Origin of the sequence: Sphaerimonospora mesophila (genome assembly GCF_001417795.1) — a bacterium.
Classification (GTDB): domain Bacteria; phylum Actinomycetota; class Actinomycetes; order Streptosporangiales; family Streptosporangiaceae; genus Sphaerimonospora; species Sphaerimonospora mesophila.
The window spans coordinates 220,504-244,420 of record NZ_BCBX01000040.1 but is presented as its reverse complement, the minus strand read 5'-3'; the positions used below and the strand labels follow the sequence as shown (position 1 = coordinate 244,420).

The following is a 23,917-nucleotide window of genomic DNA, read 5'->3' as shown; positions in this document are numbered from 1 at the left end:
TGACGCGATGTCGACGGCGCCGGTCCGGACACGACGCCGGTGAATCGCCGGGCATCCCGCCATCCTCGGACGTCCCTAGACTGGGAGCGCCGACACGCCGGTTCGCCGACACATTGGTCTCGAAAAACAACGGGGCTCGCCAACCACGGGGCTCGCCAATACACAAGGTGCTGAAATGTCTGTTGATCTCGGGATTCCCACCGTCAGGACCCAGCCGATCGCCAAGCGGCGGGTATCACGCCAGATCATGGTCGGTCCGGTCGCGGTGGGCGGGGACGCCCCGATTTCCGTGCAGTCGATGACCACCACGCCCACCGCCGACGTCAACGCGACGCTCCAGCAGATCGCCGAGCTCACCGCGGCGGGCTGTCAGATCGTACGGGTCGCCGTACCGTCGCAGGACGACGCCGACGCGCTGCCGGCGATCGCGAAGAAGTCCCAGATCCCGGTGATCGCGGACATCCACTTCCAGCCGAAGTACGTGTTCGCGGCCATCGAAGCCGGATGCGCGGCCGTACGGGTGAACCCCGGCAACATCAAGAAGTTCGACGACAGGGTCGGCGAGATCGCCAGGGCCGCCTCGGCCGCCGGGGTCCCGATCCGCATCGGCGTCAACGCCGGCTCGCTCGACCCGCGCCTGCTCAAGAAGTACGGCAAGGCCACGCCGGAGGCCCTGGTCGAGTCGGCGCTGTGGGAGTGCTCGCTGTTCGAGGAGCACGACTTCCGCGACATCAAGATCTCGGTGAAGCACAACGACCCCGTTGTGATGATCCAGGCGTACCGCCTGCTCGCCCAGCGCTGCGACTATCCGCTGCACCTCGGCGTGACCGAGGCCGGCCCGGCGTTCCAGGGCACGATCAAGTCGGCGGTCGCGTTCGGCGCGCTGCTGGCCGAGGGCATCGGCGACACGATCCGTGTCTCGCTGTCCGCGCCTCCGGTGGAGGAGGTCAAGGTCGGCAACCAGATCCTCGAGTCGCTGGGGCTGCGCGAGCGTGGTCTGGAGATCGTCTCCTGCCCGTCCTGCGGGCGGGCCCAGGTGGACGTCTACACCCTCGCCGACCAGGTGCAGGCGGGACTCGAGGGGCTGAAGGTCCCGCTCCGCGTCGCCGTCATGGGCTGCGTCGTCAACGGTCCCGGCGAGGCGCGCGAGGCCGACCTCGGCGTCGCCTCCGGCAACGGCAAGGGCCAGATCTTCGTCAAGGGCGAGGTCATCAAGACCGTGCCGGAGTCGCAGATCGTGGAGACGCTCATCGAGGAGGCGCTGCGCCTCGCCGAGGAGATGGGCGTCGAGGTGGATCTCGACGACGACCTCGGCGACGCCGTCGGCCCCGAGGTCGTGGTTCGCTGACTGCGATTACACTCCGCAATGGAGTGGCTACATATTGGTAATGATCGGGTAGTGTCGGCGGTGGCCGTACGATCACCTCCGTAATGCTGTCCCCTGCCATATGAGAGCAGAGGGAGCGTTGCCGGTGAAGCGGGTCGTCGGAGTGATCGCGGGTGTGACGGTGCTGGTCACCGGGTTGGTCGGGCCGGTCGGTCCCACGGGTCCCGTCTGGGCTCTCGACGCCGCCGGCGGCGGCACGGGTGCGTACGGCACGGCTCCGGGGGCGAGGGCCGTCCCGGACGCCGCACACCCCGCGCCGTGGCAGAGACGGCCGGGGCGGCAGGAGATCTCCTGGGAGCCGTGTAAGCGGCCGGGTTCGTCGGCGGGGCTCGGTGCCGTGCTGCCCCGGCTCGCCGCGTCGGGCCGGACCCGGGCGCCGGGCGAGGAGTGCGCGTCGATCCGGGTGCCGCTCGACTACGCCGAGCCGTACGGCCAGCAGATAACGATCGCGTTGAACCGGATCAGGGGCACGGTCTCCCGGGACGCCGACCACCTCGGGTCGCTGCTGGTCAACCCCGGCGGGCCGGGCGGTTCCGGGCTCGGCCTGGCCAGGTTCGTCGCGGCCCAGCTGCCCAGGGACGTCGCCGCGAGGTTCGACGTGATCGGGTTCGATCCGCGCGGGGTGGGCGACAGCCGCCCCGCCATCTCGTGCGTGGATCCCGAGCGTTACTTCGCCCCGCCGCGGCCGGACAACGTTCCGCGGGGCAAGGCGGAGGAGGACGTGCTCGTCGCACGCGCGAGGCAGTACGCCGAGGCATGCGGAAACCGGTGGTCGTGGTTCCTGCCGTACCTCACGACCGAGAACACGGCCCGGGACATGGACATGATCCGTGCGGCCCTGGGCGAGGAGGAGATCAGCTATCTGGGCTACTCGTACGGCACCTACCTGGGGGCCGTCTACGCCACGCTGTTCCCCACGCGGGTGCGCCGCCTGGTGCTCGACAGCGTGGTCGACCCCGGCGGCGACTGGTACGACGTGAACCTCGCCCAGGACCTCAGCTTCCAGCGCCGCCAGCGGGACTTCCTGGCCTGGATCGCGGAGCACGACGACGCCTACCGGCTGGGCCGTACGGAGAAGGCCGTGACATTCGCCTGGTCCTCGATGCGGTCGCGGCTGCGGGAACGGCCGGCCGGGGGCATCATCGGCCCCAGCGAGCTGGACGACATCTATACCTCGGGCGGTTACTCCAACCTGCTGTGGCCGGCGCTGGCCGAAGCGTTCTCCGCCTATGTCCACAGGGGAGAGACGACCGGCCTGGTCAAGCTCTTCCGCAGCCAGGCCGAGGTGGACGCCGAGGAGGAGAACTCCTACGCTGTCTATCTCGGGATCGAGTGCCGCGACTCGGCCTGGCCGCGTGACTGGTCCCGCTGGCACGCCGACACCGTGAAGATGCACGCGAAGGCGCCGTTCATGGCCTGGCAGAACGCCGTGTACAACGCGCCCTGCGCCTTCTGGCCGGTGCGCGGCGGCAAGCCCGTGAAGATCGGATCCGATCGCCTGCCGCCCGTGCTGCTGATCCAGGCGGAGCGTGACGCGGCCACGCCATACGTCGGCGCGCTGCGCATGCGCGACCGGTTCCCGACGGCCCGGCTGCTCACCGAGGTGCGCGGGGGCAACCACGGAGTGTCGCTGGCCGGGAACGCCTGCGTCGACCAGCGGCTCGCCGCGTACCTGCGCGACGCGACGAGGCTGCCGCGGCGCGGGGCCGCGCGCGGTCCCGACGCGACCTGCGCCGCCCAGCCCGGCCCCCGCCCGGCCGTACGGAAACCGGCCGCGCGGGCATCGGCCCCGGGGGCCGAACGAGGGCACCGGGACCGGACCCGGACGCCGGGACGGTAGACCGTGCCCGGAACGACGGACGACCCGCATTCGCCCGGCACCGGCTGAGTTCCAAAGACAACAAGGTCGCGTAGGCTGGGCCCGTGATGCTGCGAACATCGGCGTCGCGTGTGCTCGACGACAGCGATCGCGACGAGGTGCTGGCGCTCCTCGACACGGACCCGGTCGCCAACGTGTTCGTCGCCTCCCGGGTCAGGGCCGTGGGGCTGAACACTTCGCGGCTCGGCGGCCAGATGTGGGGATTCGGCCCGCGAGGCGGGCTCATATCCCTGTGTTACGCCGGGGCCAACCTGGTCCCGGTCAACGCCACCCGTGAGGCCGTGCACGCGTTCGCCGACCGGGCGCGCAAGCAGGGCCGGCGCTGCTCGTCGATCGTCGGTCCGGCCGAGGCGGTCGAGCGGCTGTGGGAGCGGCTGGAGCCGCACTGGGGTCCGGCCCGCGCGATCAGGAGGTCGCAGCCGGTCATGGCGACCCGGTCGCTGCCGTCCGTCGAACCGGACCCGCTCGTACGGAGGGTCCACCCCGAGCAGTTCGGCGTCCTGCTGCCGGCCTGCGTGGCGATGTTCACCGAGGAGGTCGGGGTTCCGCCGGACAGCGGGGACGGCGGCGCGCTCTACCGGTCGAGGGTGGCGGAGCTGATCCGCATCGGCCGCTCCTACGCGAGGATCGACGACGGCCGGGTGGTGTTCAAGGCGGAGATCGGCGCGGTCACCCCCCAGGCGTGCCAGATCCAGGGCGTGTGGGTGGATCCCGAGCTCAGGGGCCGAGGACACGCGGTGGCCGGCATGGCGACCGTCGTGGAGCAGGCACTGAAATACTTCGCCCCACTCGTCACCCTTTATGTGAACGACTACAACCTGCCCGCGCGGGCCGCCTACCGGAAGGTCGGCTTCCAGGACGTCGACACCTTCATGTCCGTCCTGTTCTAGGGCATCGGCCGAGTTGAACGGACACCGCCGGGGAGGTCCCTGATCGGTGCGGTCGCTGCGCCGGGAGGAAGCTCCGGTCCGCTGCCTGCGATCCCGCGCTCCGCTCCCTGCCATCCCGCGCTCCGCTTCAGGGGATGTGGAACGGCCCGGGGGGTCCCGGGCCGTTTTCCTACTTCTCGATGGTGGTCTGCCATCGCGGAGGTCGTTCCTCCAAGCTGCACGAGCACTGTCCGCAACCCGGAACCATGCCGTTCTCCCTCCCGCTCCGATGTCCTGGCAATCGAACGTTCCAAGTGTGACCGTACGGCGACCCACCGTAAAGGGCAGAAACCGCTATCCACGATTCGGTGGCCTGCCGTACGCCGCCGGGAGCGGCGGGGATTGAGCAAGATCCGTCAATCGTGGTAGAGACGGAGATCGAGGACTACCGTGACCTGATCCGGCGAAGCCGGGGAGAAGAGGGATCACCTGTGACAGACACGTCGTCGGCCTCCGGCGGGTCCGGCGCACAACAGGTGGACGGCAGCGTGGCGCACAACGCGCGCGTCTGGAACCACTGGCTCGGCGGCAAGGACAACTACGCGATCGACCGCCAGGTCGGGGATCACATCTCCGGGATGTTTCCGCATATCGCCGACGTGGCACGGCACGATCGGGCGTTCCTGCGCCGCGTGGTCCGATATCTGGCCGGAGAGGCGGGCATCCGGCAGTTCCTGGACATCGGCACCGGCCTGCCGACCGTCGACAACACCCATGAGATCGCGCAGCGGACGGCGCCGGAGGCACGGGTCGTCTACGTCGACAACGACCCTCTCGTGCTGGTGCACGCCCGTGCCCTGCTCACCAGTTCCCCGGAGGGGGCCACCGACTACATCGACGCCGACGCCCGCGATCCCGACGAGATCCTGCGATCAGCGGCGCGGACGCTGGACTTCACCCGGCCGATCGGGCTCATGATGCTCGGCGTCCTGAACTTCGTGCTCGACGGTGACGAGGCGCGCCGGATCGTGCGCCGGCTGATGTCGGCGGTCCCGCCCGGCAGCCATCTGGCCGTCACCCATCCCACGCTGGAGCTGGGCGGCGAGGTCAACGTGGCGGCCATGCGGTTCTGGAACGAGAACGCCAAGCCGCCGATCACCGCGCGCACGGGTGCTGAGATCGCCCGATTCTTCGACGGCCTCGAACTGCTGGAGCCAGGCCTGGTCGCGTGTTCCCGCTGGCGGCCGGAGCCCGTCGACATCGGCGGGGAGCCGCCGCTGGTGCCGCAGTACGGCGCGCTCGCCAGAAAGCCCTGACCTGGCAGGTCAGCGGGCGGACGACTCGCCCGCCGTCTGGTCGACGGGAGCGTCGTCCGGACTCCTCACGGGCTCGTCCGCGCCACGTCTCGGCTCAGGGGACGGGCTCGGGGAGGGGGCGTCGCCGGGGCAGGGGTCACCTTCCGTCACGACCTGGGCCGAGGCCGTCGCCCCGCCCGGCGAGACGGTGGCGCTGACGCTCCTGACCTCCGCGAAGCCGCACTCCGGCCGCTTGAAGGCGATCTCGAACGACGCCGTGTAGTCCCGTGAGCCGGACAACGTCCGCGTCTCGTCGCGCCGGACCGTGACGGTCCGTCCGGCGTACGTCAGCCGCTGGGTGAAGGCGACCGTGAGATCCACCGGATCCGACGCGTCCGCCGCCGTCACCCGGACGGCGGCCACCGTGCCGTCCCAGGAGTCGACGGCGGTCTCGGGGCAGGCCGGGCCGCGCACCTTCAGCAGCCTGGACTGCTTCCCGCCCGTCGCGGCCGGCCTCGTCGTGGCAGTCACCCGCCGGTAGACGGTGGTGCCGCACTCCGGCCGCGCGAAGCCGTACTCGACGGTCTGCTCGTAGGAGGTCGCACCCCGCAGAGGGATCGTCCGGCGCGGGCCGGAGCCCAGCCGGCCGGGGGAGGGGCCCTCGGCGAACCGGACCGTGAGCAGGGTGCGTGCGTCGCCGGTGGTCTTCACCCGGATCGTCGCCGCCTCACCGTCGAACTCGGCGATGTCGAGCGCGGTCACCTTCAGCGGCGCGGGCGTGGCGGGGCCGGGAGACGCCGGGGCCGGGGTGGGGTCCGGCCGCCCGGTGGCGGGCGGTTCGACGGGACTGGGGGCCGGTGCGGTGGTGGGACCGGTCACCGGGGAGCCGCGCTGCGCGACCCTTACGGGGGCCGGATCGGCCGAGGCCGGCTCGTCCGGATGCGCATCGGGTGGAGCCGCCGGGAATCCCGGGGAGGGGATGGACGGCCCGGGAGAGGGGACGGGCGTCCCGGGCTTCCCCGGGGAGGACGCGCCCGCGTCCTGCGGCGGGGCGACCTGGGACGGCGGGGTGAGGCCGTTCTGCTGGGGGAGCATCCGGGCCACGGGCACGCCGCGGTCGGCCGCGACCATCGCCGCGATCACCATGGCCGACAGCAGCGCCGCGCCGAGCGTGAAACGGGGTGCCGGATGGAGCCGCCGATCGGCGAGCGGCCCGCGACGCGGCGGCCGCCGGCGGAACGAGGCCCCGGTGCGCGGGACCGACGTCGGCCGTGCGCCGCCGAGAGAGGTCTGGGCGATCGAGGTGCCCACCTCGATCGGTTCGGCCGGGGCGGCCAGCGGGAACGTCAGCGCCAGCAGGGTGGCCAGCTCGGCCAGGCGACGGCGGCCCCGCCGCTCCCAGTCGGGTCCGTACACTCCGGCGGCCGCCGTCTCCAACTCGGTCAGGAAGGCCAGGGCGGTGGCCGGCCGGTCCGCCGGGTTCTTGGCCAGTCCCCGCGCCATGAGACGGCGTACCGGGATCGGCGCGTCGACCACCGGGATGGGCGCGCTGTTGTGCTGGTGCCGCAGCGCGGTCAGATCCTCGGCGCGGTACGGCTTGCGCCCGGTGAGGCACTCGAAGAACACGCAGGTGGCGGCGTAGACATCGGCGGCGGGTCCGGAGGGCCCGGCGTCCCACTGCTCCGGCGCCATGTAGGGCGGCGTGCCGGCGGGCACGGCGGGATCTCCGCTGGGCGTGGCTATCCCGAAGTCGGAGAGCTTGCTGGTGCCGTCGGCCTGGACCAGCACGTTCTCCGGTTTGTAGTCCCGGTGCACGATGCCCGCGGCGTGTGCGACCGACAGGCCCCGCAGCGAGCCCTTCAGCACGGCCAGCGCCGCCTCCGGGCCGGTCGACCCGTGCTCGGCGAGGATCCTGCGGAGCGAGACCCCGTCGATCAGCTCCATGACGATCGCCGCGCCGTCGCGGGACTCGACGTACTCGTAGAGCCGCACGATGGCGGGATCGTCGAGCTCCACCATGACCCGGGCCTCGCGCCGGAAGCTCTCCAGGAACACGGGATCGTGCCGCAGCTCGTCGCGCAGATATTTGACGGCGACATAGGCTCCGGTCTCGCTGTAGGTGGCGAGCACCACTCTGCCCGTGCCGCCCGCCCCGAGCTCACGCACTTCCCGGTATTCCGGAACCGACCAGGCGTCCATGTCCCCGCCCCCTCGGATAGCCCCTGAACCAAGGTCTCATCCGTAAGGCCGCCTGTCACCGGTCCATAACTGTCACCTCGGGGCCTTACTTCTCACCTCCCGGTCACCCCGCCGCCCCGTGATGAACCGGCCGCATGTGATGAAGTGCTGCGCATGGTACGGAACCTCATCCTGTCGGGGGGCGTGGCGCACGACTTCCCGGCCACGTCCGCGGCTCTCGCCGAGGTCCTCGCCGAGGTAGGCGTCCGATCCGAGATCACCGAGGACGTCGCGGGCGCCCTCGCCGAGCCCCCCGAGGTGGAGCTGATCACCGTCAACGCGTTCCGCTGGCGGATGGACGGCCATGACTTCGCCGACCAGCGGGACAGGTGGCGGTTCGAGACGCCGCCGGCGGCCAGGACCGCGCTGCTCGATCACCTCGACCGGGGCGGTGGCCTGCTCTGCGTGCACACCGCGTCGCTCTGCTTCGACGACTGGCCGGAGTGGGTCGAGATCCTCGGCGGCGCCTGGCGGTGGGGGAGGTCCTATCACCCGCCGATCGGCCCGGCCGCCGTCGAGATCGGCACGGGGCATCCGATCGTCGACGGGCTGCCGGACTTCGAGGTGATCGACGAGGTCTACACCGACCTCGACGTCGTGCCGGGCGTCGAGCCGCTCGCGACCGCGCACGGGCAGCCCATGCTGTGGGCGCGAGCCGTACGGCACGGCAGGGTGGCCTACGACGCGCTGGGACACGACCTCCGGTCGTACGAGAACCCCGTGCACCGGGAGCTGATCCGGCGGACCGCCCGCTGGCTCGTCGACCGTGTCGACCGGACCGGCTGACCGTCAGGCGCGTGCCCACCATTCGGCGGCGATCAGCTCGGCGACCAGGGTCTCGGTGAGCAGCGCCACGTCGGGGTCGTCGTCGTGCCGGTAGCGGATCGAGCCCGCCTGACCGGCCAGCTCGCCCCCGACCGTGAGCACGGTCGAGCCGCGCTGCCTGATCCAGTCCATCGCCTGCTCGTCGTAGGGCGAGCCGGGGAACACGATGGCCCGGTAGTCGCGGGTCTTGGTGAGGTACACGTCGACGTGCGCCCAGTCGCCGGTCTCGCAGGCGTCGGCCTGGCGACGCGGCCCCTCGCGGACCATGAGCGCGGACTGCTCGGCCGACGACAGCCGTCCGGCCGGTGCGATCATGTAGACGCCGTCCGGGCCGTCGAGCAGCGCGGCGGCGTCGGCCAGCCATTCGCCGCGCCGGTCGAGCAGGTCGGCCGTCGCCTCGGCCGCCCGCCGTACGAGCCCGGCGACCGCCTTGCCCGGCGAAGCCGAGATCCCACGCGGCAAACCGGCGGCGAGCGTGAGCAGCAGGGCCAGCGTGTGCTGGAACGTGCGGCAGGCCACCCCGCCGCGCTCCTCACCCGCGACCATCGGCACCACGAGGTCGGCGCCCTTGGTGACCGGCGAGCCCGGCGCGTTCGTCATCGCCACGACGAACGACTCGCCGGTGTGGCGGGCCAGCGCGTCGAGCGTCTCCCGGCTGCCGCCGGTCGCCGAGATCGCCACGGCCACGGTCCGCGGCCCCGGCCGGGTGCCGAGCGAGGCGGAGGCGTACTCCGCGACCGCGTCGACCCCGGCCGCCCGGAGCCGCTGGGCCGCCACGCCCGCCGCGTACCGTGAACTCCCCATGCCGAGGAAGACGATCCGGTCGAAGTCCTCCGGCCACCCGTCGAACGGGTCACGCCGTTCGAGATGGTCGGCCAGCGCCCCCAGCGTCTCCGGCTTGGCCTCGAGGTCGGCCCGATAAAGCCCGGCGTCCACCGCCACCCTCTCCCCTCTTCCCGTGAACTTACTTTTTCTCGCAGGCAGGCCCTTCGACCTGGCCCGACACCTATCGTGATCTCGCACAGACGTGCGCGGTGATCAGGAAAACCACGAGCGCAGCACGCCCATGGGCGCGTATCGCCAGCGCGGCAGGTGCCGGGCGGCGTAGATCAGTTCGCGGCACTCCTGCTCGATCTCGAACGGCCGCAGCAGCGACCGGTCCAGCAGCTCGGGCCGGCCTGCCCCGTCGAGGGCGGCCGTGTAAGCGCCGACCAGCTCGGCCCGGGTGGTCGCCACCCAGTCCGCCACCCGCGCCGGGTCCGCCGACCTGCGCCTGATCGCCACCTGGCCGACGTGATCGAGACTCGTCGCGAGCTGCGCCAGATCGCGTGCCGCCGGTTGGAACGCCGCGCCGTCGTCCGCGGCGACCGTCGGGTTGCCGTCGAAGTCGACCACGGCGTAACCGTCCCGCCACCGCAGGATCTGGCCCACGTGCAGGTCGCCGTGTATGCGGATCAGGGGCGTACGGACCGGCCGGGCGAGCCGGGCCAGCTCGCCGCGCAGCACCTCGGCGCGCGCGGCCAGCCACGCGCCGTCCGCCCCGTCGGTCAGCGCGAGCGCCGCGCGCAGGGCCTCCTCGGCCCGCGTGCCATAGGCCGGTACGGCGTCGGCTCCGGGCGGTGGGAGCCGTACGGGATCGGGGAAGATCTCCGACGGCGTCGCCATCGCCAGGTGCAGCTCGGCGGCGAGGCGGCCGATCTCGGCGGCGAAGTCCGTGCCCCCGCCGGCCGCCTCGTCCACGCACCACTCCCAGCCGTCCCGCGCCTCCGGCAGGTAGGCGGTCACCAGGGCGACCAGCGCGTCCTCCCAGAAGATCGCGGCGTACGGCCTGGCCGTACGGGCGAAGCCGGCGAGATGGGCGAGCGGATCGAGGGCCGGATGCCGGCCGCGGCCGGGCCGGGGGAACCACTTGACCACCACGCTCTCGCCCACGATCACCGAGTGGTTGGTCTGGTCGACCGTGATCGGCCGCTCCCCGTGCGCCGTGACGGGCAGCGGCGCGAACGAGCGCACGGAGAAGGGCCGCGGCGGGTCGGCGTCATCCGCCAGGGCACGTACGACGGACGAGGTGACGCCCTCCGCCGCCGTCAGCGTGAGCGTCCCGTCGGATGCCTCCGCGACGTGAGGCCAGCGGGGCGCGTCCATGCGATCTCCTGAATTTCAGTTCAACAAGAATCACAAACATAAAGGTCACGGTCGACAGACAAAGTCTTGTCTACGTTGAGCTGTCCTGCAACACTTGCCGCCACCCCCGTCGTAAGGAGCCCCCATGACACGCCGCGTGCCCGTCGCCGTGGCCTCCGCCTGCCTGGCGTTCGCTCTGACCGCGTGCGGCGGAGCCGCCACCACCGACTCGGCGGCCGCGCCAGCGACGCTCGACGCGAACGCGGACCTGTCGAAGCAGAGCCTGACGATCTCGATTTGGGACGGATACAGCCCGAAGGACCTGCCGGAGCGGGTGAAGGCGAAGCTCGGGTTCGACACCAAGGTCGCCATCCACGACACGAACGAGACCATCGTCGCCAAGCTGACCGCCGGCGGCGACAGCGGCATCGACGTCGCGTTCGTGTCCGGACAGTACGCGCAGGCGCTGAACGCCCAGGGCCTGCTGGAGCCGCTCCACGCCGACCTGATCCCGAACCTCGAGAACCTCTACCCCGAGGCCGCCCAGCTCGCCTACGACAAGGGCAACACGTTCTCGGTCCCGTACACCTGGGGCACCACCGGGCTCTGCTACCGCAGCGATCTCGTCAAGACCCCGCCGACGAGCTGGAACGACCTGCTCGACCCGCCGGCCGAGCTGAAGAAGAAGATCACCATGATGACCACCGAACGGTGGCTGGCGCTGCCCGCGCTCAAGGTGCTCGGCGCCTCGGTCAACACGACCGACCAGGCCGTGCTCGACAAGGCCAAGGAGATGCTGCTGAAGGTCAAGCCCGACCTGCTGGCCTACGACGACACGACGTTCGGCGACCGTCTCAAGTCCGGCGAGGCCGTGCTGGTCGAGGCCTGGGACGGGTGGTGCCCGACCGAGGAGAAGAACATCGAGTTCGTCGTGCCGTCCGAGGGCAGCGACCTGTGGGCGGACACCATGGTGATCCTCAAGAGCTCCGAGAACAAGGAGGCGGCGCACGCCTTCATCAACTACATCCTCGACCCCGAGGTCCACGGCTGGGTGGCCGAGAACATCCTCTACAAGATCCCCAACAAGGCGGCGATGGACGCCCTCGACCCCAAGCTGCTCGAGAGCTACCCCGCGCTGGCGCAGCCGCCGGCCGAGCTGCTCAAGGGTGAGAGCCTGATCGACCTCGGCGAGGCGTCGACCGCGTTCACCCGGCTGTCCACCGAGGTCTCGGCGGCGCAATGACGGGCCGACCGTCCGTCGTCGCCGTCCGCAGGGCGGCGGGCCGGCTCGCGACGCTGGGCCCTGGGTTCGGCTTCCTGACCGTCTTCCTGCTGTTCCCGCTGGCGCTGGTGCTGAGCTACACGGTGTTCCGGCGGGGCAGGTTCGGCGGCGTCGTCTACGAGCCGACGGGGGAGAACTTCGCCCGCCTGGCCGACCCCCTCTACCTCGACGTCGTGGCCGGGTCGGTGAAGCTCGCGGTGCTCACGACGCTGCTGGCGCTGCTGCTCGGCTATCCGACGGCGTACATGATCGCCAAGCTGCCGGCGAAGTGGAAGGTCATCGCCCTGGTGGCGGTCGTGCTGCCGTTCTGGACGAACTTCCTGATCAGGACGTACGCCTGGATCGTGCTGCTCAACTCGGAGGGGCTGGTCAACTCCGGGCTGAAGGCGCTCGGCCTCGGCCCGGTGGAGCTGCTCTACACCGACGGCGCGATCGTCGCCGGGCTCCTGTACGCGTACCTGCCGTTGATGATCCTCCCGCTCTACTCGGCGATCGAGCGGCTGGACCCGAGCCTGCGCGAGGCGTCGGCGAACCTCGGCGCGCGACCGGCCAGGACGTTCTGGTCGGTGACGCTCCCGCTGTCGCTGCCGGGCGTGCTGACCGGATGCGTGTTCGTGTTCGTGCCGAGCCTGGGCAACTTCGTCATCCCCGAGCTGCTCGGCGGCGGCCGCCGGATCATGGTCGGCAACCTCATCCGCGACCAGTTCCTCAAGGCACGCGACTGGCCGTTCGGCTCGGTGCTGGCGCTGGCCGTGATCGCCGTGCTCGTACTGCTGCTGTTCGCCCAGGCCTGGGCGGCACGGAGGGCGGGGCGCGATGCGTGACCGATCCGGCGCGGCGGGCGGCCTCGGCTGGCTGCGGCTGCCCTTCTGGCTGACCTACCTGTTCCTGTACGCGCCGATCGCCGTTTTGGTGATCATGTCGTTCAACCGGGCGAAGACGCCGTACACGTGGGACGGCTTCTCCCTCGATTGGTACGGCAGGCTCCTGGAGAACGACGCGATCCGCGGCGGCCTGGCCAACACGCTGATCGTGGCGTTCGGGGCGACGGCGCTGTCGACCGTCCTCGGCACGCTGCTCGCCGTCGGCCTGGCGCGATACACGAGGTCGCGGCTGCTCGACGCGCTCTCGACGCTGCCCGCGATCCTGCCGGACCTGGTCCTGGCGATCGGCCTGCTGGTGTTCTACACCTCGGTCAAGATGACGCTGGGCCTGCACTCGGTGCTGATCGCGCACACGGTCTTCGGCATGGCGTTCGTGTCGGCGGTCGTACGCGCGCGGCTCAGCCACATGGACACCTCGCTCGAAGAGGCCTCCCGGGACCTCGGCGCGACCCCGCTCACCACGTTCTTCACGGTGACGCTGCCCACGCTCGCCCCGGGCATCCTCGCCGGCGCGCTGCTCGCGTTCACGCTCTCGCTCGACGAGTTCGTGATCGCGTTCTTCACGGCCGCGCCGTCAGAACCGACCCTGCCGATCGTCATCTACTCCATGGTGCGGTTCGGCGTCACTCCCGAGATCAACGCGCTGGCGACGCTGCTGCTCGCGGTGAGCTTCACCGTCGTCATCGTCGCCCAGCGCATGACCAGGCTGACCGAGGCACTGAAATGACACTCATCTCCATCGACGGCGTCAGCCGGCGGTTCGGCCAGGTGACCGCGCTCGACTCGGTCGGCCTCGACATCCGGCAGGGTGAGTTCTTCGCCCTGCTCGGTCCGTCCGGCTGCGGCAAGACGACGCTGCTGCGCATCCTGGCCGGGTTCGAGCAGCCGGACAGCGGCTCGGTGCTCCTCGACGGCGCCGACCTGCTCGCCGTCCCGCCGCACCGCCGCCCGGTCAACCTCATGTTCCAGTCGTACGCCCTGTTCCCGCACATGAGCGTGGAGAGGAACGTGGCGTACGGCCTGGAGCGGGAGGGGCTGCCCCGCCAGGAGATCCGCACCCGGGTCGGCGAGGTGCTGGAGACCGTGGGCCTGGCCGCCCAGGCGCGCCGCAGGCCGCACGAGCTGTCGGGGGGCCAGCGCCAGCGGGTCGCGCTGGCGCGGGCCATCGTCAAGCGGCCCCTCCTGCTGCTGCTCGACGAGCCGCTGTCCGCCCTGGACAAGAAGGTCAGGGCGGAGATGCAGCTCGAGCTCAAGCGGTTGCAGAACGAGGTCGGCATCACGTTCGTCGTGGTCACCCACGACCAGGAGGAGGCGATGTCGCTCGCCGACCGCATCGCGGTGATGCGCGGCGGCCGGGTCGAGCAGGTCGACGCCCCCGTGGACCTCTACGAACGGCCGCGCACGCCGTTCGTGGCCGATTTCGTCGGCGCCAACAACCTCTTCGAGGGCCGGGTGACCGGCGGGCGGTTCGAGGTGAGCGGGCTCGGTGTGCTGCCTGCGCCCGTCGACGGGCTCGAAGAGGGAGCCGGGGCACTGCTCGCGATCCGTCCGGAGCGGGTCGGCCTCGCCCCGGTCTCCCCGGCCGCCCCGGAGGAGGGGGAGGCGGGCGTGCTGACGGGGACGGTCGTGGACGTGAGCTTCTACGGCGGCACCTCGCACGTGGCGCTGACCGTGCCGGGCCACGACGGGCACGTGCTGGTGGCCACCCAGGGCCCGGCCCGGGTCGAGGCGGGCGTACGGGTCGCCCTGAGCTGGGACGCCGCGGACAGCGCGCTCATCCCGCTGGGAGAGATTCAGACCCAGTAGCCGCCGACATGAGGCCCCCGCCCCCGGCCCCCCAGCCCCAGCCCCCCGGCCCCCCAGCCCCAGGCCCCCCAGGCTCCCGTGATCTTGTAGTTTCTCGCAAGCCATCCTCCTGACCTGCGCTGTTCGACTCCGTGATCATGCAGTTTCTCGCATGCGAGCCGTCTGACCTGCGCTCGAGTCGTTTGTGATCTTGTATTCGCAAGATCACGGGAGAGGGGTTAGCGGCGGCCGGTGGTCTTGAGGGGGTTGCCGGTGGCCAGGCGGGCGTAGTCGAGGATGAGCTCGACGGCCTTCTCGGGGTCGATCGAGTGATGGCGGGCGATGATGCGGTAGCCGTACGCGTCCTCGAGCGCGACCAGATTGCGGGCGATGGTCTCGGAGTCCTGCGCCAGCGTGAAGACGCCGTGGGCGGCGCCCGTCTCCAGGATCGTCTGGTACATCGACACCTGCCGGTCGAACAGCGTGGTCAGCAGCGTCGCGTACACGCGGTTGCGGCCCGCTGCGCCGCCGAGCTCGCACAGCAGCCGCACACCGGTGTCGTCGGCGCCCTCGGGCAGCCCGGATCGGATCGTGACGACGAGCTTGCGCGCCGGGTCGGCGATGCCGCTGATCTTCTTCACCCGCTGCTCGTAGAAGCGCTCCATGCCGGCCTGGTGGGCCTCGATGAGCAGGTCCCGAAGGTTCGGGTAGTGGTAAAGCACCGCGCCGGAGGTGAGGCCCGCCTCCTCGGCGATCTGGTTGAGGTGGACACCCTCCGTGCCGTGCTGGATCATCGCCCGCCGTGCCGCGTCGATGAGGTCGAGCCGCCGGTCCGCCTTGCTCTTGCGCTGAGTCATTCCGCTCCGCTTCATCTGATGCGACACCATAATCTCCCAGCTCTTGACGGCTCTACCAGTCTCGTATTTGAATCTCGGTTCAACTAGAGTTCCGAGGAGTCCCCAGATGACGGACAAGCCGCTGACGATTCTGTTCATGCCGGAGAGCGCCTACGGGCCGACCAACAACTGCATCGGCATCGGCGACGTGCTGCGCCGCCGTGGCCACCGGGTGGTGTTCGCGGCCGAGACGTCGTGGAAGGGCAAGCTGACGGCGCTGGGCTTCGAGGAGGAACTGGTCGACCTCGAGCCGCCGGCGCCCGTGGACGAGAGCGCGGCCGACCAGGACCCCGGCCAGTTCTGGAAGGACTTCATCCGCGAGACCGCCCCGGAGTACCGCAAGAGCACCCGGGAGCAGCTCGAGACGGTGGTCAAGCCGATCTGGCAGGCGCTCATCGACGGCGCCAAGTACTGCGAGCCGCGGCTCAAGGAGATCATCGAGCGGGTCCGTCCGGACGTCGTCGTCGAGGACAACGTCCTCGCGTTCCCCGCCCTCGTGACGGCCGGCGTGCCGTTCGTCCGGATCGTTTCGTGCAACCCGCTGGAGGTCACGGGGCCGGGTGTCGCGCCGACCTTCTCCGGGCTGCCAGCGGACGGCACCGGCTGGGCGGAGTTCCGCGCCGAGTACGACCGGACCCACCGCGAGATGTGGACGGCCTTCAACGAGTGGGTCGTGGAGCAGGGCGCGCCGCCGCTGCGCGATCTCGAGTTCATCCACGAGGGCAACGCTAACCTCTACGTCTATCCCGAGATCATCGATTACGTCGCCGACCGGCCGCTGGGCGACTCCTGGACGCGGCTGGACTCGTCCGTACGCGAGACCGATGAGGAGTTCACGCTGCCGGACATCCCCGGCGAGGGCTCGCTGATCTACTTCTCGCTCGGCTCGCTCGGCTCGGCCGACCTGGAGCTCATGCGCCGGGTGATCTCCGTACTCGGCCGGACGCCGCACCGCTACATCGTCTCCAAGGGCCCGCTGCACGCCGAGATCGAGCTCGCGCCGAACATGTGGGGCGCCGAGTTCGTGCCGCAGACGAAGATCATCCCCATGGTCGACCTGGTGATCACGCACGGCGGCAACAACACGGTGACCGAGACGCTGCACTTCGGCAAGCCCATGATCGTGCTGCCGATCTTCTGGGACCAGTACGACAACGCCCAGCGGATCGACGAGACCGGGCTCGGCGTCCGCCTCGACACCTACGGCTTCGCCGACGAGGAGCTGACCGGGGCGATCGAGCGGCTGCTCGGCGACGCCGGGCTGCGGGCCAGGCTGGCGGCCGCAGGGGAGGAGATCCGCGGCCGTGACGGAGTGCGCGCCGCCGCGGACGTGATCGAGAAGATCGCCGCCAAGTGATCAAGGATGCCGCGCCCCGGGTCTTCTGGACCGACAGGCCCGGGGCGCCCGGTCCCTGGGAGCCGCTGCGCGGCCGCGCTACGGCCGACCTGCTGATCGTCGGCGGCGGTCTCACCGGCCTGTGGGCCGCCGTGCTGGCCAAGCAGGAGAACCCCGCCTGCGACGTCGTCCTCGTCGAACGCCGGTCGGTCGCGTACGGCGCGAGCGGCCGCAACGGCGGATTCATCGCCGACTCGCTGACCCACGGCCTCGCCCAGGGGTCGCGCCTGTGGCCCGCGGAGATCGGGACGCTGCTCACGCTCGGCCGGGCCAATCTCGCGGCCATCGCCGACTTCGTGGCGGAGCACGACATCGACGCCGACCTCCGGCTGGTCGGCAAGACCACCGTGGCGGTGGAGCCGTACCAACTGGCGGAGCTGAGGCGGGCCGAGAAGCTGCACCGCGAGCACGGCGAGGACGCGGTGTTCCTGGACCGCGACGAGATGCGCGCCGACGTCGACTCGCCCACCTATCTCGGCGGGCTCCGGCTGCGCGGCACGGGCGGCCTCGTCGACCCGGCCGCGCTCACCTGGGGGCTGGCCCGGGTCGCGGAACGGCTCGGCGTCAGGATCCACGAGGACACCGAGGTGACCGCGCTGACGCGGGCACGCGCCGGCGTCGAGGTGGTCACCCGTACGGCCTCTGGGCCGGTCGCCGGGGGCGTGCTTTACGCGGGACAGGTGCTGCTGGCGACCAACGCCTTCCCCGCTGTCCTGCGCAGGCTGCGCAACTTCGTCCTGCCGGTCTGGGACTACGTGCTCGTCACCGAGCCGCTCTCGCCCGCCCAGCGCGCCTCACTCCGCTGGCCGGAGGCCCAGGGGCTGACCGACGCGGGCAACCGGTTCCACTACTACCGGCTCACCGCGGACGACCGCGTCCTGTGGGGCGGATACGACGCGATCTACAACTTCGGCGGCTCGGGCCACGAGCAGCGAGACGCCACGCACAAGCGGCTCGCCGTGCACTTCTTCGAGACCTTCCCGCAGCTCCACGGCCTGCGCTTCACCCACAGGTGGGGCGGGGTGATCGACTCGACCAGCCGCTTCACCCCGTTCTTCGGTACGGCCATGGGGGGCCGGGTGGCCTACGCCCTCGGCTACACCGGCCTCGGCGTCGGGGCGTCGAGATTCGGCGCGCTGGTCGGTCTCGACCTGCTGGCCGGACGGTCCACCGAGCGGACCCGGCTGCGCATGGTCCGCCGCCATCCGGTGCCGTTCCCGCCGGAGCCGCTGCGCTGGCCGGTGGTCGAGATCACCCGCCGGGCGCTGGCCCGGGCCGACGACAACGAGGGCCGCCGCGGTCCCTGGTTACGCCTCCTGGACCGCTTCGGCGTCGGCTTCGACAGCTGAACCGCCCGCCGCGCGCCATGAATCCGCCGCCCAGAGGAAACAGGGCACAGACCGAACAGGGGGAGTCCCATGACCACTTTGATCAATCCCGCAGATGGGCGCGTGCTCGGTGAGGTGCCGGACACGTCGGCGGACGGCGTGGCGGCGGCCGTACGCGCGGCCAGGGAGGCCTACGAGCAGTGGCGTGAGACGACGCCGGGGGAGCGGGCGCGGGTGCTGCTGCGCGTGGCCGACCTGGTCGAGCAGGACGCCGAGGAGCTGACCCGGCTGGAGGTCGAGGAGACCGGCAAGCCGGCGGCCGTGTTCCGGGACGGCGAGCTGCCGTTCGGGGTCGACAACCTGCGGTTCTTCGCTGGGGCCGCCAGGTCGCTGGAGGGCACCGGCGCCGGCGTCTTCAGCCCGGGCTACACCTCCGTGCTGGTCAGGCGGCCGGTCGGGGTCGTCGGCTCGATCGCGCCGTGGAACTTCCCGTTCATCATGGGGATCTGGAAGATCGGGCCGGCGATCGCCGCCGGCAACGCCGTCGTCATCAAGCCGGCGCCCGCCACACCGCGCAGCACCCTGCGGCTCGCCGAGCTGTTCGCCCGCGCGGGCGCACCGGAAGGTCTGCTGGGGGTGGTGACCGGCGGAGCCGAGGTGGGCCAGGCGCTGGTCACCGACCCGGGCGTGGACATGGTCAGCGTCACCGGCTCGACCGACACCGGCCGGGCCGTCATGCGGGGCGCGGTCGACGGGCTCAAGCGGGTCCACCTGGAGTTGGGCGGCAAGGCCCCGGCGCTGGTCTTCGCCGACGCGTCGCTGGAGGAGATGGCGGCGGGGGTCGTGATGGGCGCCACCTACAACACGGGCCAGGACTGCACCGCTGCCACCCGCGTCTACATCGAGAGGTCGCGGTACGCCGAAGCGGTGGAGGCGCTACGCGAGACGCTGGCGCGGGTGCGGCCGGGCGACCCCTGGGCCGCTGACTCCGACATCGGCCCGCTGATCTCGGCGGCCCACCGCGACCGGGTGCACGGCTTCGTGTCCAGGGCGTCCGGCCGGATCGTCTGCGGCGGAGCGCCGGTGGACGGCCCGGGCTTCTACTACGCGCCGACGCTCATCGCCGATGCCGACCAGTCGAGCGAGATCGTGCAGGGCGAGATCTTCGGCCCGGTGCTGGTGGCCATGCCGTTCGACGACGAGGACGAGGCGGTCCGCCTCGCCAACGGCACGCCGTACGGCCTGGCCTCGTCGGTCTGGTCCGGCGACGTGTCGCGCGCGCTGCGCGTGTCCCACCGGCTGGACGTCGGCGTGACCTGGGTGAACGACCACCTCCCCATCGCCTCGGAGGCTCCCCACGGCGGGGTCAAGGGCAGCGGTTTCGGCAAGGACATGAGCCAGGAGGCGGTGCAGGAGTATTCGGTCACCCGGCATCTCATGATCAAGCATGCCGCGCCGGCGGCCCGTGACTCCTTCCGGCCCGCCTGACGAGTCCCCCGAACTGACGGGCCTGGCCCGGGGTGGTGTCGACCACCCCGGGCCTTCTCATGTTCGACTCCGTATTAACAGCATTTATAGGCATATGTCCTGATTATCGGGTGATGCCGTATCGAGTTGTCAGGCCGATGCCTCGCCGTCGCCGTCGAGCCGATTTGTCCACGTGGATAAAACGGACATATTACAGCAATAGGGGTGTTTATTGTATGAACGCATCCATAGAGAGATAATGGTAGATTAAAAGTCGCAGATGTCTGTTTGTGGCGGCATCCGGCTGGAAATCAACATGCACAGGAAAGGTAACCGACAATGGATTGCGAGGGCATTCATCCATATATTCGGGATTGATGTCTCGGGGAAAATCAGAGAACGGGGGGAACATAATGACGATGTTCGCGAAGGTCTTCGCGGGGCTGGCACTCGGCGCCGCGCTCGCCGGGGGCATGGTGACCCTGGGGGCCACCGCCGCCGGGGCCACCACGGGCCCGAACAACAATGCCAACAACAACAACAACCTCAACAACCACAACAACCACCTTTGGAACAACAACGCCTGGTTCAACCCGCAGTTCAACTGGTGGGGCCAGCAGGCCAGGGCGGACAACAGGAACTCGCGTGAAAACCTCGGCATGGCCGTCAAGGACGTTGTGCTCGGGTTCCAGCAGAAGTCCAACAGGGACGACAAGCAGTTCCTCAACAACTGGCTCAACAACCGTGCGATGTTCGGCGGCCAGGGCTGGTTCAACAACAACCAGAACCTGAACGAGGTGCCGAACCAGCAGCGGGCCCGCCAGGTGGCCCAGCCCGTGCTGGTCCAGCCGCTGCAGCGGGTGGTCCGGCAGCCGGTCGTGCGTGAGCGGCTGATCCAGCCGATCCAGGTCCAGCCGGTGCAGCGGGTCATTCAGCCGATCCGCCGGATTCAGCCGATCCGGCGTTTCGCTGACGGGGTCGACGGCTTCTGATCGGGGCGCGACCAGGTCCCACTGAGAGAGAGTCCTGGCGGCCTTTCCCGGTGAGTACGCGCGGAATCCGCGACATCCGGGGAGCGTTTCCGAAGCTGCCCGTACGCGGCAGGAAGGACTCTCGAAGCGGATCGCAGCGGTTCTCCCCCGGCCCGTCCACAAGGACGCGCCGGGGGAGAACCTCGAGCCATTCGCTGTAATCGTCGGCCCGGGTGGCGGGAAGCGGAGCGGGAGGGGGCGAGGACCGCATGCCGGGCCCCGCTCCGTGGGGCCCGGCGGCGGACCGGGAGCCTCCTCCCGGCGCGGCGACCGGAGCCGATCAGGGATCGGGTCTTCCTCGGCGGTGTCCGTTACACCACCTAGGAGGTCGGGAGGTTGCGCAGCGCCTCGCGCCGGCTCAGGCCACTGATGCCCTGATGGTCGACGTAGCGGACGACCTCGTCCGGGTCGGTCTTGGCGTACTCCCGCAGGGCCCAGCCGATGGCCTTACGGATGAAGAACTCGGTGTCCGACAGGTTCGGCTCGATGCACGCGTGCAGCAGGCCGAGATCGGTGCGCTTCTTGAAGGAGTTCTGGCACAGGATCGAGGCGCGCCGCTTCCACATGTCGGAGTCGTTCGCCCACTCCAGCATGAGCGGGCGCATCGCGTCGGGATATCGCTCGAGCAGCGTCCCGATCCGGTGCACCGCGATGTCGTCCACGACGTCCCACCAGGCGCCCGTGACGATCATTTCCTCGTACATCGGAACCGTGTAGAGCGTCTGCCACGACTGGTAGTAGCGGTGGGAGGCGAGCTCGATCGCGGCGTACCGCTCCTCGCGGTACTCGGCCTCCCGCCACAGCGCGAGCACGGCCCTGCGCCACTCCGGCGCCGACTCCAGGCGGTGCTCCCGGAAGACCCGGCGCAGCGCGTTCCGCCGGGGCACGGAGGTCACCCCGAGAAACGGCATGACCGATTTCATGTAGGCGGCCATGGCCGGGGCGCGTGAGGGATCGGCCACCTCGGTCAGCGCGATCCGCACCTTCTCGACGAGTGTCGTCATCGCGATCAGCCGGTCTTCTCGCCGGAGGCGAGGCCGTCGAACAGCACCTTGACGAAGTGGTCGGCGAGGGCGTCGGTGTCCAGATGCCCGTCGGGGCGGAACCAGCGGGCGGTGACCCAGATGGTGTCGCGGATCATCCGGTAGGTGAGCTTCGGATCCACGTCGGCTCGGAACCGGCCCGTGGCCTGGCCGCGCTCGATCTGCTCCACCCACATGCGCTCGACCTCGTCCTCGGCCCGCTCCAGGTAGCCGAAGCGGTCGCCGGGAAGCGACCGCAGGTAGTTCCAGTCGTTCTGCATGACCGTGATGGCCGCGCGGTGCGCCTCCAGTGTGCCGAATCCGACCCGCACCATCTCGGAGAGGACCGAGCGGGGATCGCGACCGCCGCCCACCACGGCCCGGTAGCGGACGGTCACGTCCTCGAGGAAGGTACGGAGAACCTCATCGACGATGGTCTCCTTCGAGTCGAAGTGGTGGTAGAGGCTTCCCGAGAGAATGCCGGCCTCCAGGGCGATCTCCCGGACCGTGGTGGCCTGGAAGCCCTTGCGCGCGAAGAGTTCGGCGGCGAGCTTCACCAGGTGGTCACGCCGCTCGGACGCCGGGCCGCCCACGGCGATCGTCCGTCTCGCCTTCGCCGGAGCGGTGGTGCCGCCCGAGTACTTTCGCTGGCTCACGCTCCCATTGTGGCCCCTCCGTCCCCCGCGGAGGACGGCTTCCGGAGTTCCAGACCTTGACCGGCAGCACCCCGCGTTCCCGTGGGCCGGCGCACCGAACCTCGGACCCCGGCCGGCGACTCGACGTCACGGGAGCTTTCGCTGCGGCAGGATCGGGCCCATGGCGAAATCTGGTACCCCATTTACGCTGGGAGTCGCTTCGGGAGAGCCGTTACCCGACGGGGTCGTCCTGTGGACCCGGCTGGCTCCCGATCCCCTGAACGCGAAGCGGCCGGGCGGCATGCCCGATCGGACCGTGAGCGTGCGATGGCAACTGGCCGAGGACCGCGGGTTCGCCCGCGTCGTCCAGTCCGGCACCGCCGCAGCCAGGCCCGATTGGGCGCACAGCGTGCACGTCAGGGTCGCCGGGTTGCGGCCGGGCACAGAGTACTTCTACCGGTTCTCCGTCGACGGCCACGTCAGTCCCGTCGGCCGTACCAAGACGGCCCCCGCGCCGGACTCCGCCGACACCGTCCGGTTCTGCTTCGCGTCGTGCCAGCGCTACGAGCACGGCCATTTCACCGCGCTGCGCCACCTCGCCGACGAGCTGCCCGATGTGGTGCTCCACCTCGGCGACTACATATACGAGTACGGCAAGCCGAAGCAGCCCCGTCCCGGCCGCTACGTACGACCGCTCGAGTCGGAGGCCGAGTGCACCACGCTCGCCGCCTACCGCAGGCGCTACGCGCGCTATCACATGGACCCCGACCTCCAGGCGGCGCACGCCGCCGCGCCGTGGATCACGCTCCCCGACGATCACGAGGTGCGGGACAACTGGGCGGGGACGCTGCCGGGGAACGGTGGCAGCCCGTCGGCCTTTCTCAACCGCCGGGCCGCCGCCTTCCGGGCGTACTACGAGCATCTGCCGCTGCGGGTGCGCCCGACCGGGCCGGATCTGCGCAACTTCCGCCTGCGGCCGTACGGCCGGGCGGTCGACTTCATGATCGTCGACGCCCGGCAGCACCGCAGCGGTCCGGACATGCTCGGCCGCGAGCAGGAGGAGTGGCTGATCTCCAAAATGAAGACCTCGACCGCCCGGTGGAAGGTGCTCGCGCAGGCCGTGTTCTTCGCCCGGCGGAGGTTCCCGAACGGAGCGTCGAGTGCCGACGCCTGGGACGGTTTCCCCGACTCACGCGCCCGCGTTCTCGCCGAAGCCCCCGACGGGCTGGTGGTGCTGAGCGGCGACGTGCACAACAACTGGGCCTGCGACCTGCGCGCCGACTGGGCCGACCCGGAGTCGGCCGCGCTCGGGGTCGAGTTCGTCGGCACCTCCGTCACCAGCATGCCGCCCGACACCGACGCGAAGGCGATCCTCGAGCTCAACCCGCACATCGGGTTCTTCGACGGCCACCGGGGCTATGTGTCCTGCACGGCGAGCATGGACGACTTCAGCGCCGACTACCGGGTGGTCGACTACGTGGACCGGCGGGGCGCGCCGGTGTCCACCGTCGCCGCCTTCCGGGTCGAGAAGAACCGGCTGCGCCGGATCGACCTGTGAGATTCGGGCGTCCGAT

At 70.5% G+C, this 23,917-nt stretch carries 20 protein-coding genes; 14 read left to right on the top strand and 6 right to left on the bottom strand.

The window, feature by feature from the left end; translation table 11 throughout:
- Positions 1 to 175: 175 nt before the first annotated feature.
- The 4 genes from ispG (at position 176) to AP234_RS22530 (ending at position 5,451) form a co-directional block, all read left to right on the top strand.
- Positions 176 to 1,348, top strand: a complete 1,173-nt coding sequence (gene ispG / locus AP234_RS22545; RefSeq protein ID WP_055481679.1) for a flavodoxin-dependent (E)-4-hydroxy-3-methylbut-2-enyl-diphosphate synthase — start codon at positions 176 to 178, stop codon at positions 1,346 to 1,348.
- A 124-nt stretch (positions 1,349 to 1,472) separates the two neighbouring features.
- The gene (locus AP234_RS22540; RefSeq protein ID WP_063843042.1) at positions 1,473 to 3,227 is read left to right on the top strand and encodes an alpha/beta hydrolase; all 1,755 of its coding nucleotides are present in this window, start codon (positions 1,473 to 1,475) and stop codon (positions 3,225 to 3,227) included.
- 86 nt (positions 3,228 to 3,313) lie between these two features.
- Entirely contained in the window at positions 3,314 to 4,156 is an 843-nt protein-coding gene (locus AP234_RS22535) for a GNAT family N-acetyltransferase (RefSeq protein WP_055481723.1), read from the top strand.
- A gap of 470 nt (positions 4,157 to 4,626) precedes the next feature.
- On the top strand, positions 4,627 to 5,451 hold the full coding sequence (locus tag AP234_RS22530; protein ID WP_083502345.1) for an SAM-dependent methyltransferase: 825 nt from the start codon (positions 4,627 to 4,629) through the stop codon (positions 5,449 to 5,451).
- 9 nt (positions 5,452 to 5,460) lie between these two features.
- On the opposite strand, the gene AP234_RS38820 is transcribed toward AP234_RS22530, so the two are convergent.
- Positions 5,461 to 7,629: a serine/threonine-protein kinase gene (locus AP234_RS38820; RefSeq protein ID WP_055481678.1), complete on the bottom strand. Its 2,169-nt coding sequence runs from the start codon at positions 7,627 to 7,629 to the stop codon at positions 5,461 to 5,463.
- Positions 7,630 to 7,782: 153 nt separating this feature from the next.
- Between AP234_RS38820 and AP234_RS22520 the strand changes: the two genes are divergently transcribed.
- Complete coding sequence (locus tag AP234_RS22520; protein ID WP_055481677.1) at positions 7,783 to 8,454, top strand: ThuA domain-containing protein; 672 nt, start codon at positions 7,783 to 7,785, stop codon at positions 8,452 to 8,454.
- 3 nt (positions 8,455 to 8,457) lie between these two features.
- Here the strand turns inward: AP234_RS22520 and AP234_RS22515 are convergent, their stop codons facing one another.
- Entirely contained in the window at positions 8,458 to 9,429 is a 972-nt protein-coding gene (locus AP234_RS22515; RefSeq protein WP_055481676.1) for an SIS domain-containing protein, read from the bottom strand.
- A 102-nt stretch (positions 9,430 to 9,531) separates the two neighbouring features.
- Entirely contained in the window at positions 9,532 to 10,638 is a 1,107-nt protein-coding gene (locus AP234_RS22510; RefSeq protein WP_055481675.1) for a hypothetical protein, read from the bottom strand.
- A 124-nt stretch (positions 10,639 to 10,762) separates the two neighbouring features.
- Here AP234_RS22510 and AP234_RS22505 point away from each other — a divergent pair, with 124 nt between their 5' ends.
- Genes AP234_RS22505 through AP234_RS22490 form a run of 4 tightly spaced genes read left to right on the top strand, consistent with a single transcriptional unit; the run spans position 10,763 to position 14,589 of the window.
- Positions 10,763 to 11,860, top strand: coding sequence for a polyamine ABC transporter substrate-binding protein (locus tag AP234_RS22505; protein WP_055481674.1), 1,098 nt, complete (start codon positions 10,763 to 10,765; stop codon positions 11,858 to 11,860).
- Positions 11,857 to 12,723, top strand: a complete 867-nt coding sequence (locus AP234_RS22500) for an ABC transporter permease (RefSeq protein WP_055481673.1) — start codon at positions 11,857 to 11,859, stop codon at positions 12,721 to 12,723. Before AP234_RS22505 ends, AP234_RS22500 begins: the two co-directional genes overlap by 4 nt.
- On the top strand, positions 12,716 to 13,510 hold the full coding sequence (locus AP234_RS22495; protein ID WP_055481672.1) for an ABC transporter permease: 795 nt from the start codon (positions 12,716 to 12,718) through the stop codon (positions 13,508 to 13,510). The genes AP234_RS22500 and AP234_RS22495 overlap by 8 nt, the downstream gene beginning before the upstream one ends.
- Entirely contained in the window at positions 13,507 to 14,589 is a 1,083-nt protein-coding gene (locus AP234_RS22490) for an ABC transporter ATP-binding protein (protein ID WP_055481671.1), read from the top strand. The genes AP234_RS22495 and AP234_RS22490 overlap by 4 nt, the downstream gene beginning before the upstream one ends.
- Before the next feature lie 218 nt (positions 14,590 to 14,807).
- Here AP234_RS22490 and AP234_RS22485 read toward each other — a convergent pair whose 3' ends face one another.
- Positions 14,808 to 15,425: a TetR/AcrR family transcriptional regulator gene (locus AP234_RS22485; protein ID WP_055481721.1), complete on the bottom strand. Its 618-nt coding sequence runs from the start codon at positions 15,423 to 15,425 to the stop codon at positions 14,808 to 14,810.
- Between the two features lie 106 nt (positions 15,426 to 15,531).
- Between AP234_RS22485 and AP234_RS22480 the strand changes: the two genes are divergently transcribed.
- From AP234_RS22480 to AP234_RS22465, 4 genes are all read left to right on the top strand, one after another.
- Positions 15,532 to 16,821, top strand: a complete 1,290-nt coding sequence (locus tag AP234_RS22480) for a nucleotide disphospho-sugar-binding domain-containing protein (RefSeq protein WP_055481670.1) — start codon at positions 15,532 to 15,534, stop codon at positions 16,819 to 16,821.
- The gene (locus AP234_RS22475; protein ID WP_055481669.1) at positions 16,818 to 18,209 is read left to right on the top strand and encodes an NAD(P)/FAD-dependent oxidoreductase; all 1,392 of its coding nucleotides are present in this window, start codon (positions 16,818 to 16,820) and stop codon (positions 18,207 to 18,209) included. The genes AP234_RS22480 and AP234_RS22475 overlap by 4 nt, the downstream gene beginning before the upstream one ends.
- A gap of 69 nt (positions 18,210 to 18,278) precedes the next feature.
- Complete coding sequence (locus tag AP234_RS22470) at positions 18,279 to 19,676, top strand: aminobutyraldehyde dehydrogenase (protein ID WP_055481668.1); 1,398 nt, start codon at positions 18,279 to 18,281, stop codon at positions 19,674 to 19,676.
- A 398-nt stretch (positions 19,677 to 20,074) separates the two neighbouring features.
- Entirely contained in the window at positions 20,075 to 20,647 is a 573-nt protein-coding gene (locus tag AP234_RS22465; protein ID WP_152990564.1) for a hypothetical protein, read from the top strand.
- A 359-nt stretch (positions 20,648 to 21,006) separates the two neighbouring features.
- Here AP234_RS22465 and AP234_RS22460 read toward each other — a convergent pair whose 3' ends face one another.
- Both AP234_RS22460 and AP234_RS22455 read right to left on the bottom strand, forming a co-directional pair.
- Positions 21,007 to 21,690 carry a DNA alkylation repair protein gene (locus tag AP234_RS22460; RefSeq protein WP_055481666.1) on the bottom strand — a complete coding sequence of 228 codons (684 nt, stop codon included), beginning with the start codon at positions 21,688 to 21,690 and terminating at the stop codon, positions 21,007 to 21,009.
- A 5-nt stretch (positions 21,691 to 21,695) separates the two neighbouring features.
- Complete coding sequence (locus tag AP234_RS22455) at positions 21,696 to 22,364, bottom strand: TetR/AcrR family transcriptional regulator (protein WP_055481665.1); 669 nt, start codon at positions 22,362 to 22,364, stop codon at positions 21,696 to 21,698.
- Between the two features lie 160 nt (positions 22,365 to 22,524).
- Between AP234_RS22455 and AP234_RS22450 the strand changes: the two genes are divergently transcribed.
- Positions 22,525 to 23,901 carry an alkaline phosphatase D family protein gene (locus AP234_RS22450; protein ID WP_083502335.1) on the top strand — a complete coding sequence of 459 codons (1,377 nt, stop codon included), beginning with the start codon at positions 22,525 to 22,527 and terminating at the stop codon, positions 23,899 to 23,901.
- The last annotated feature ends 16 nt before the right edge of the window (positions 23,902 to 23,917 follow it).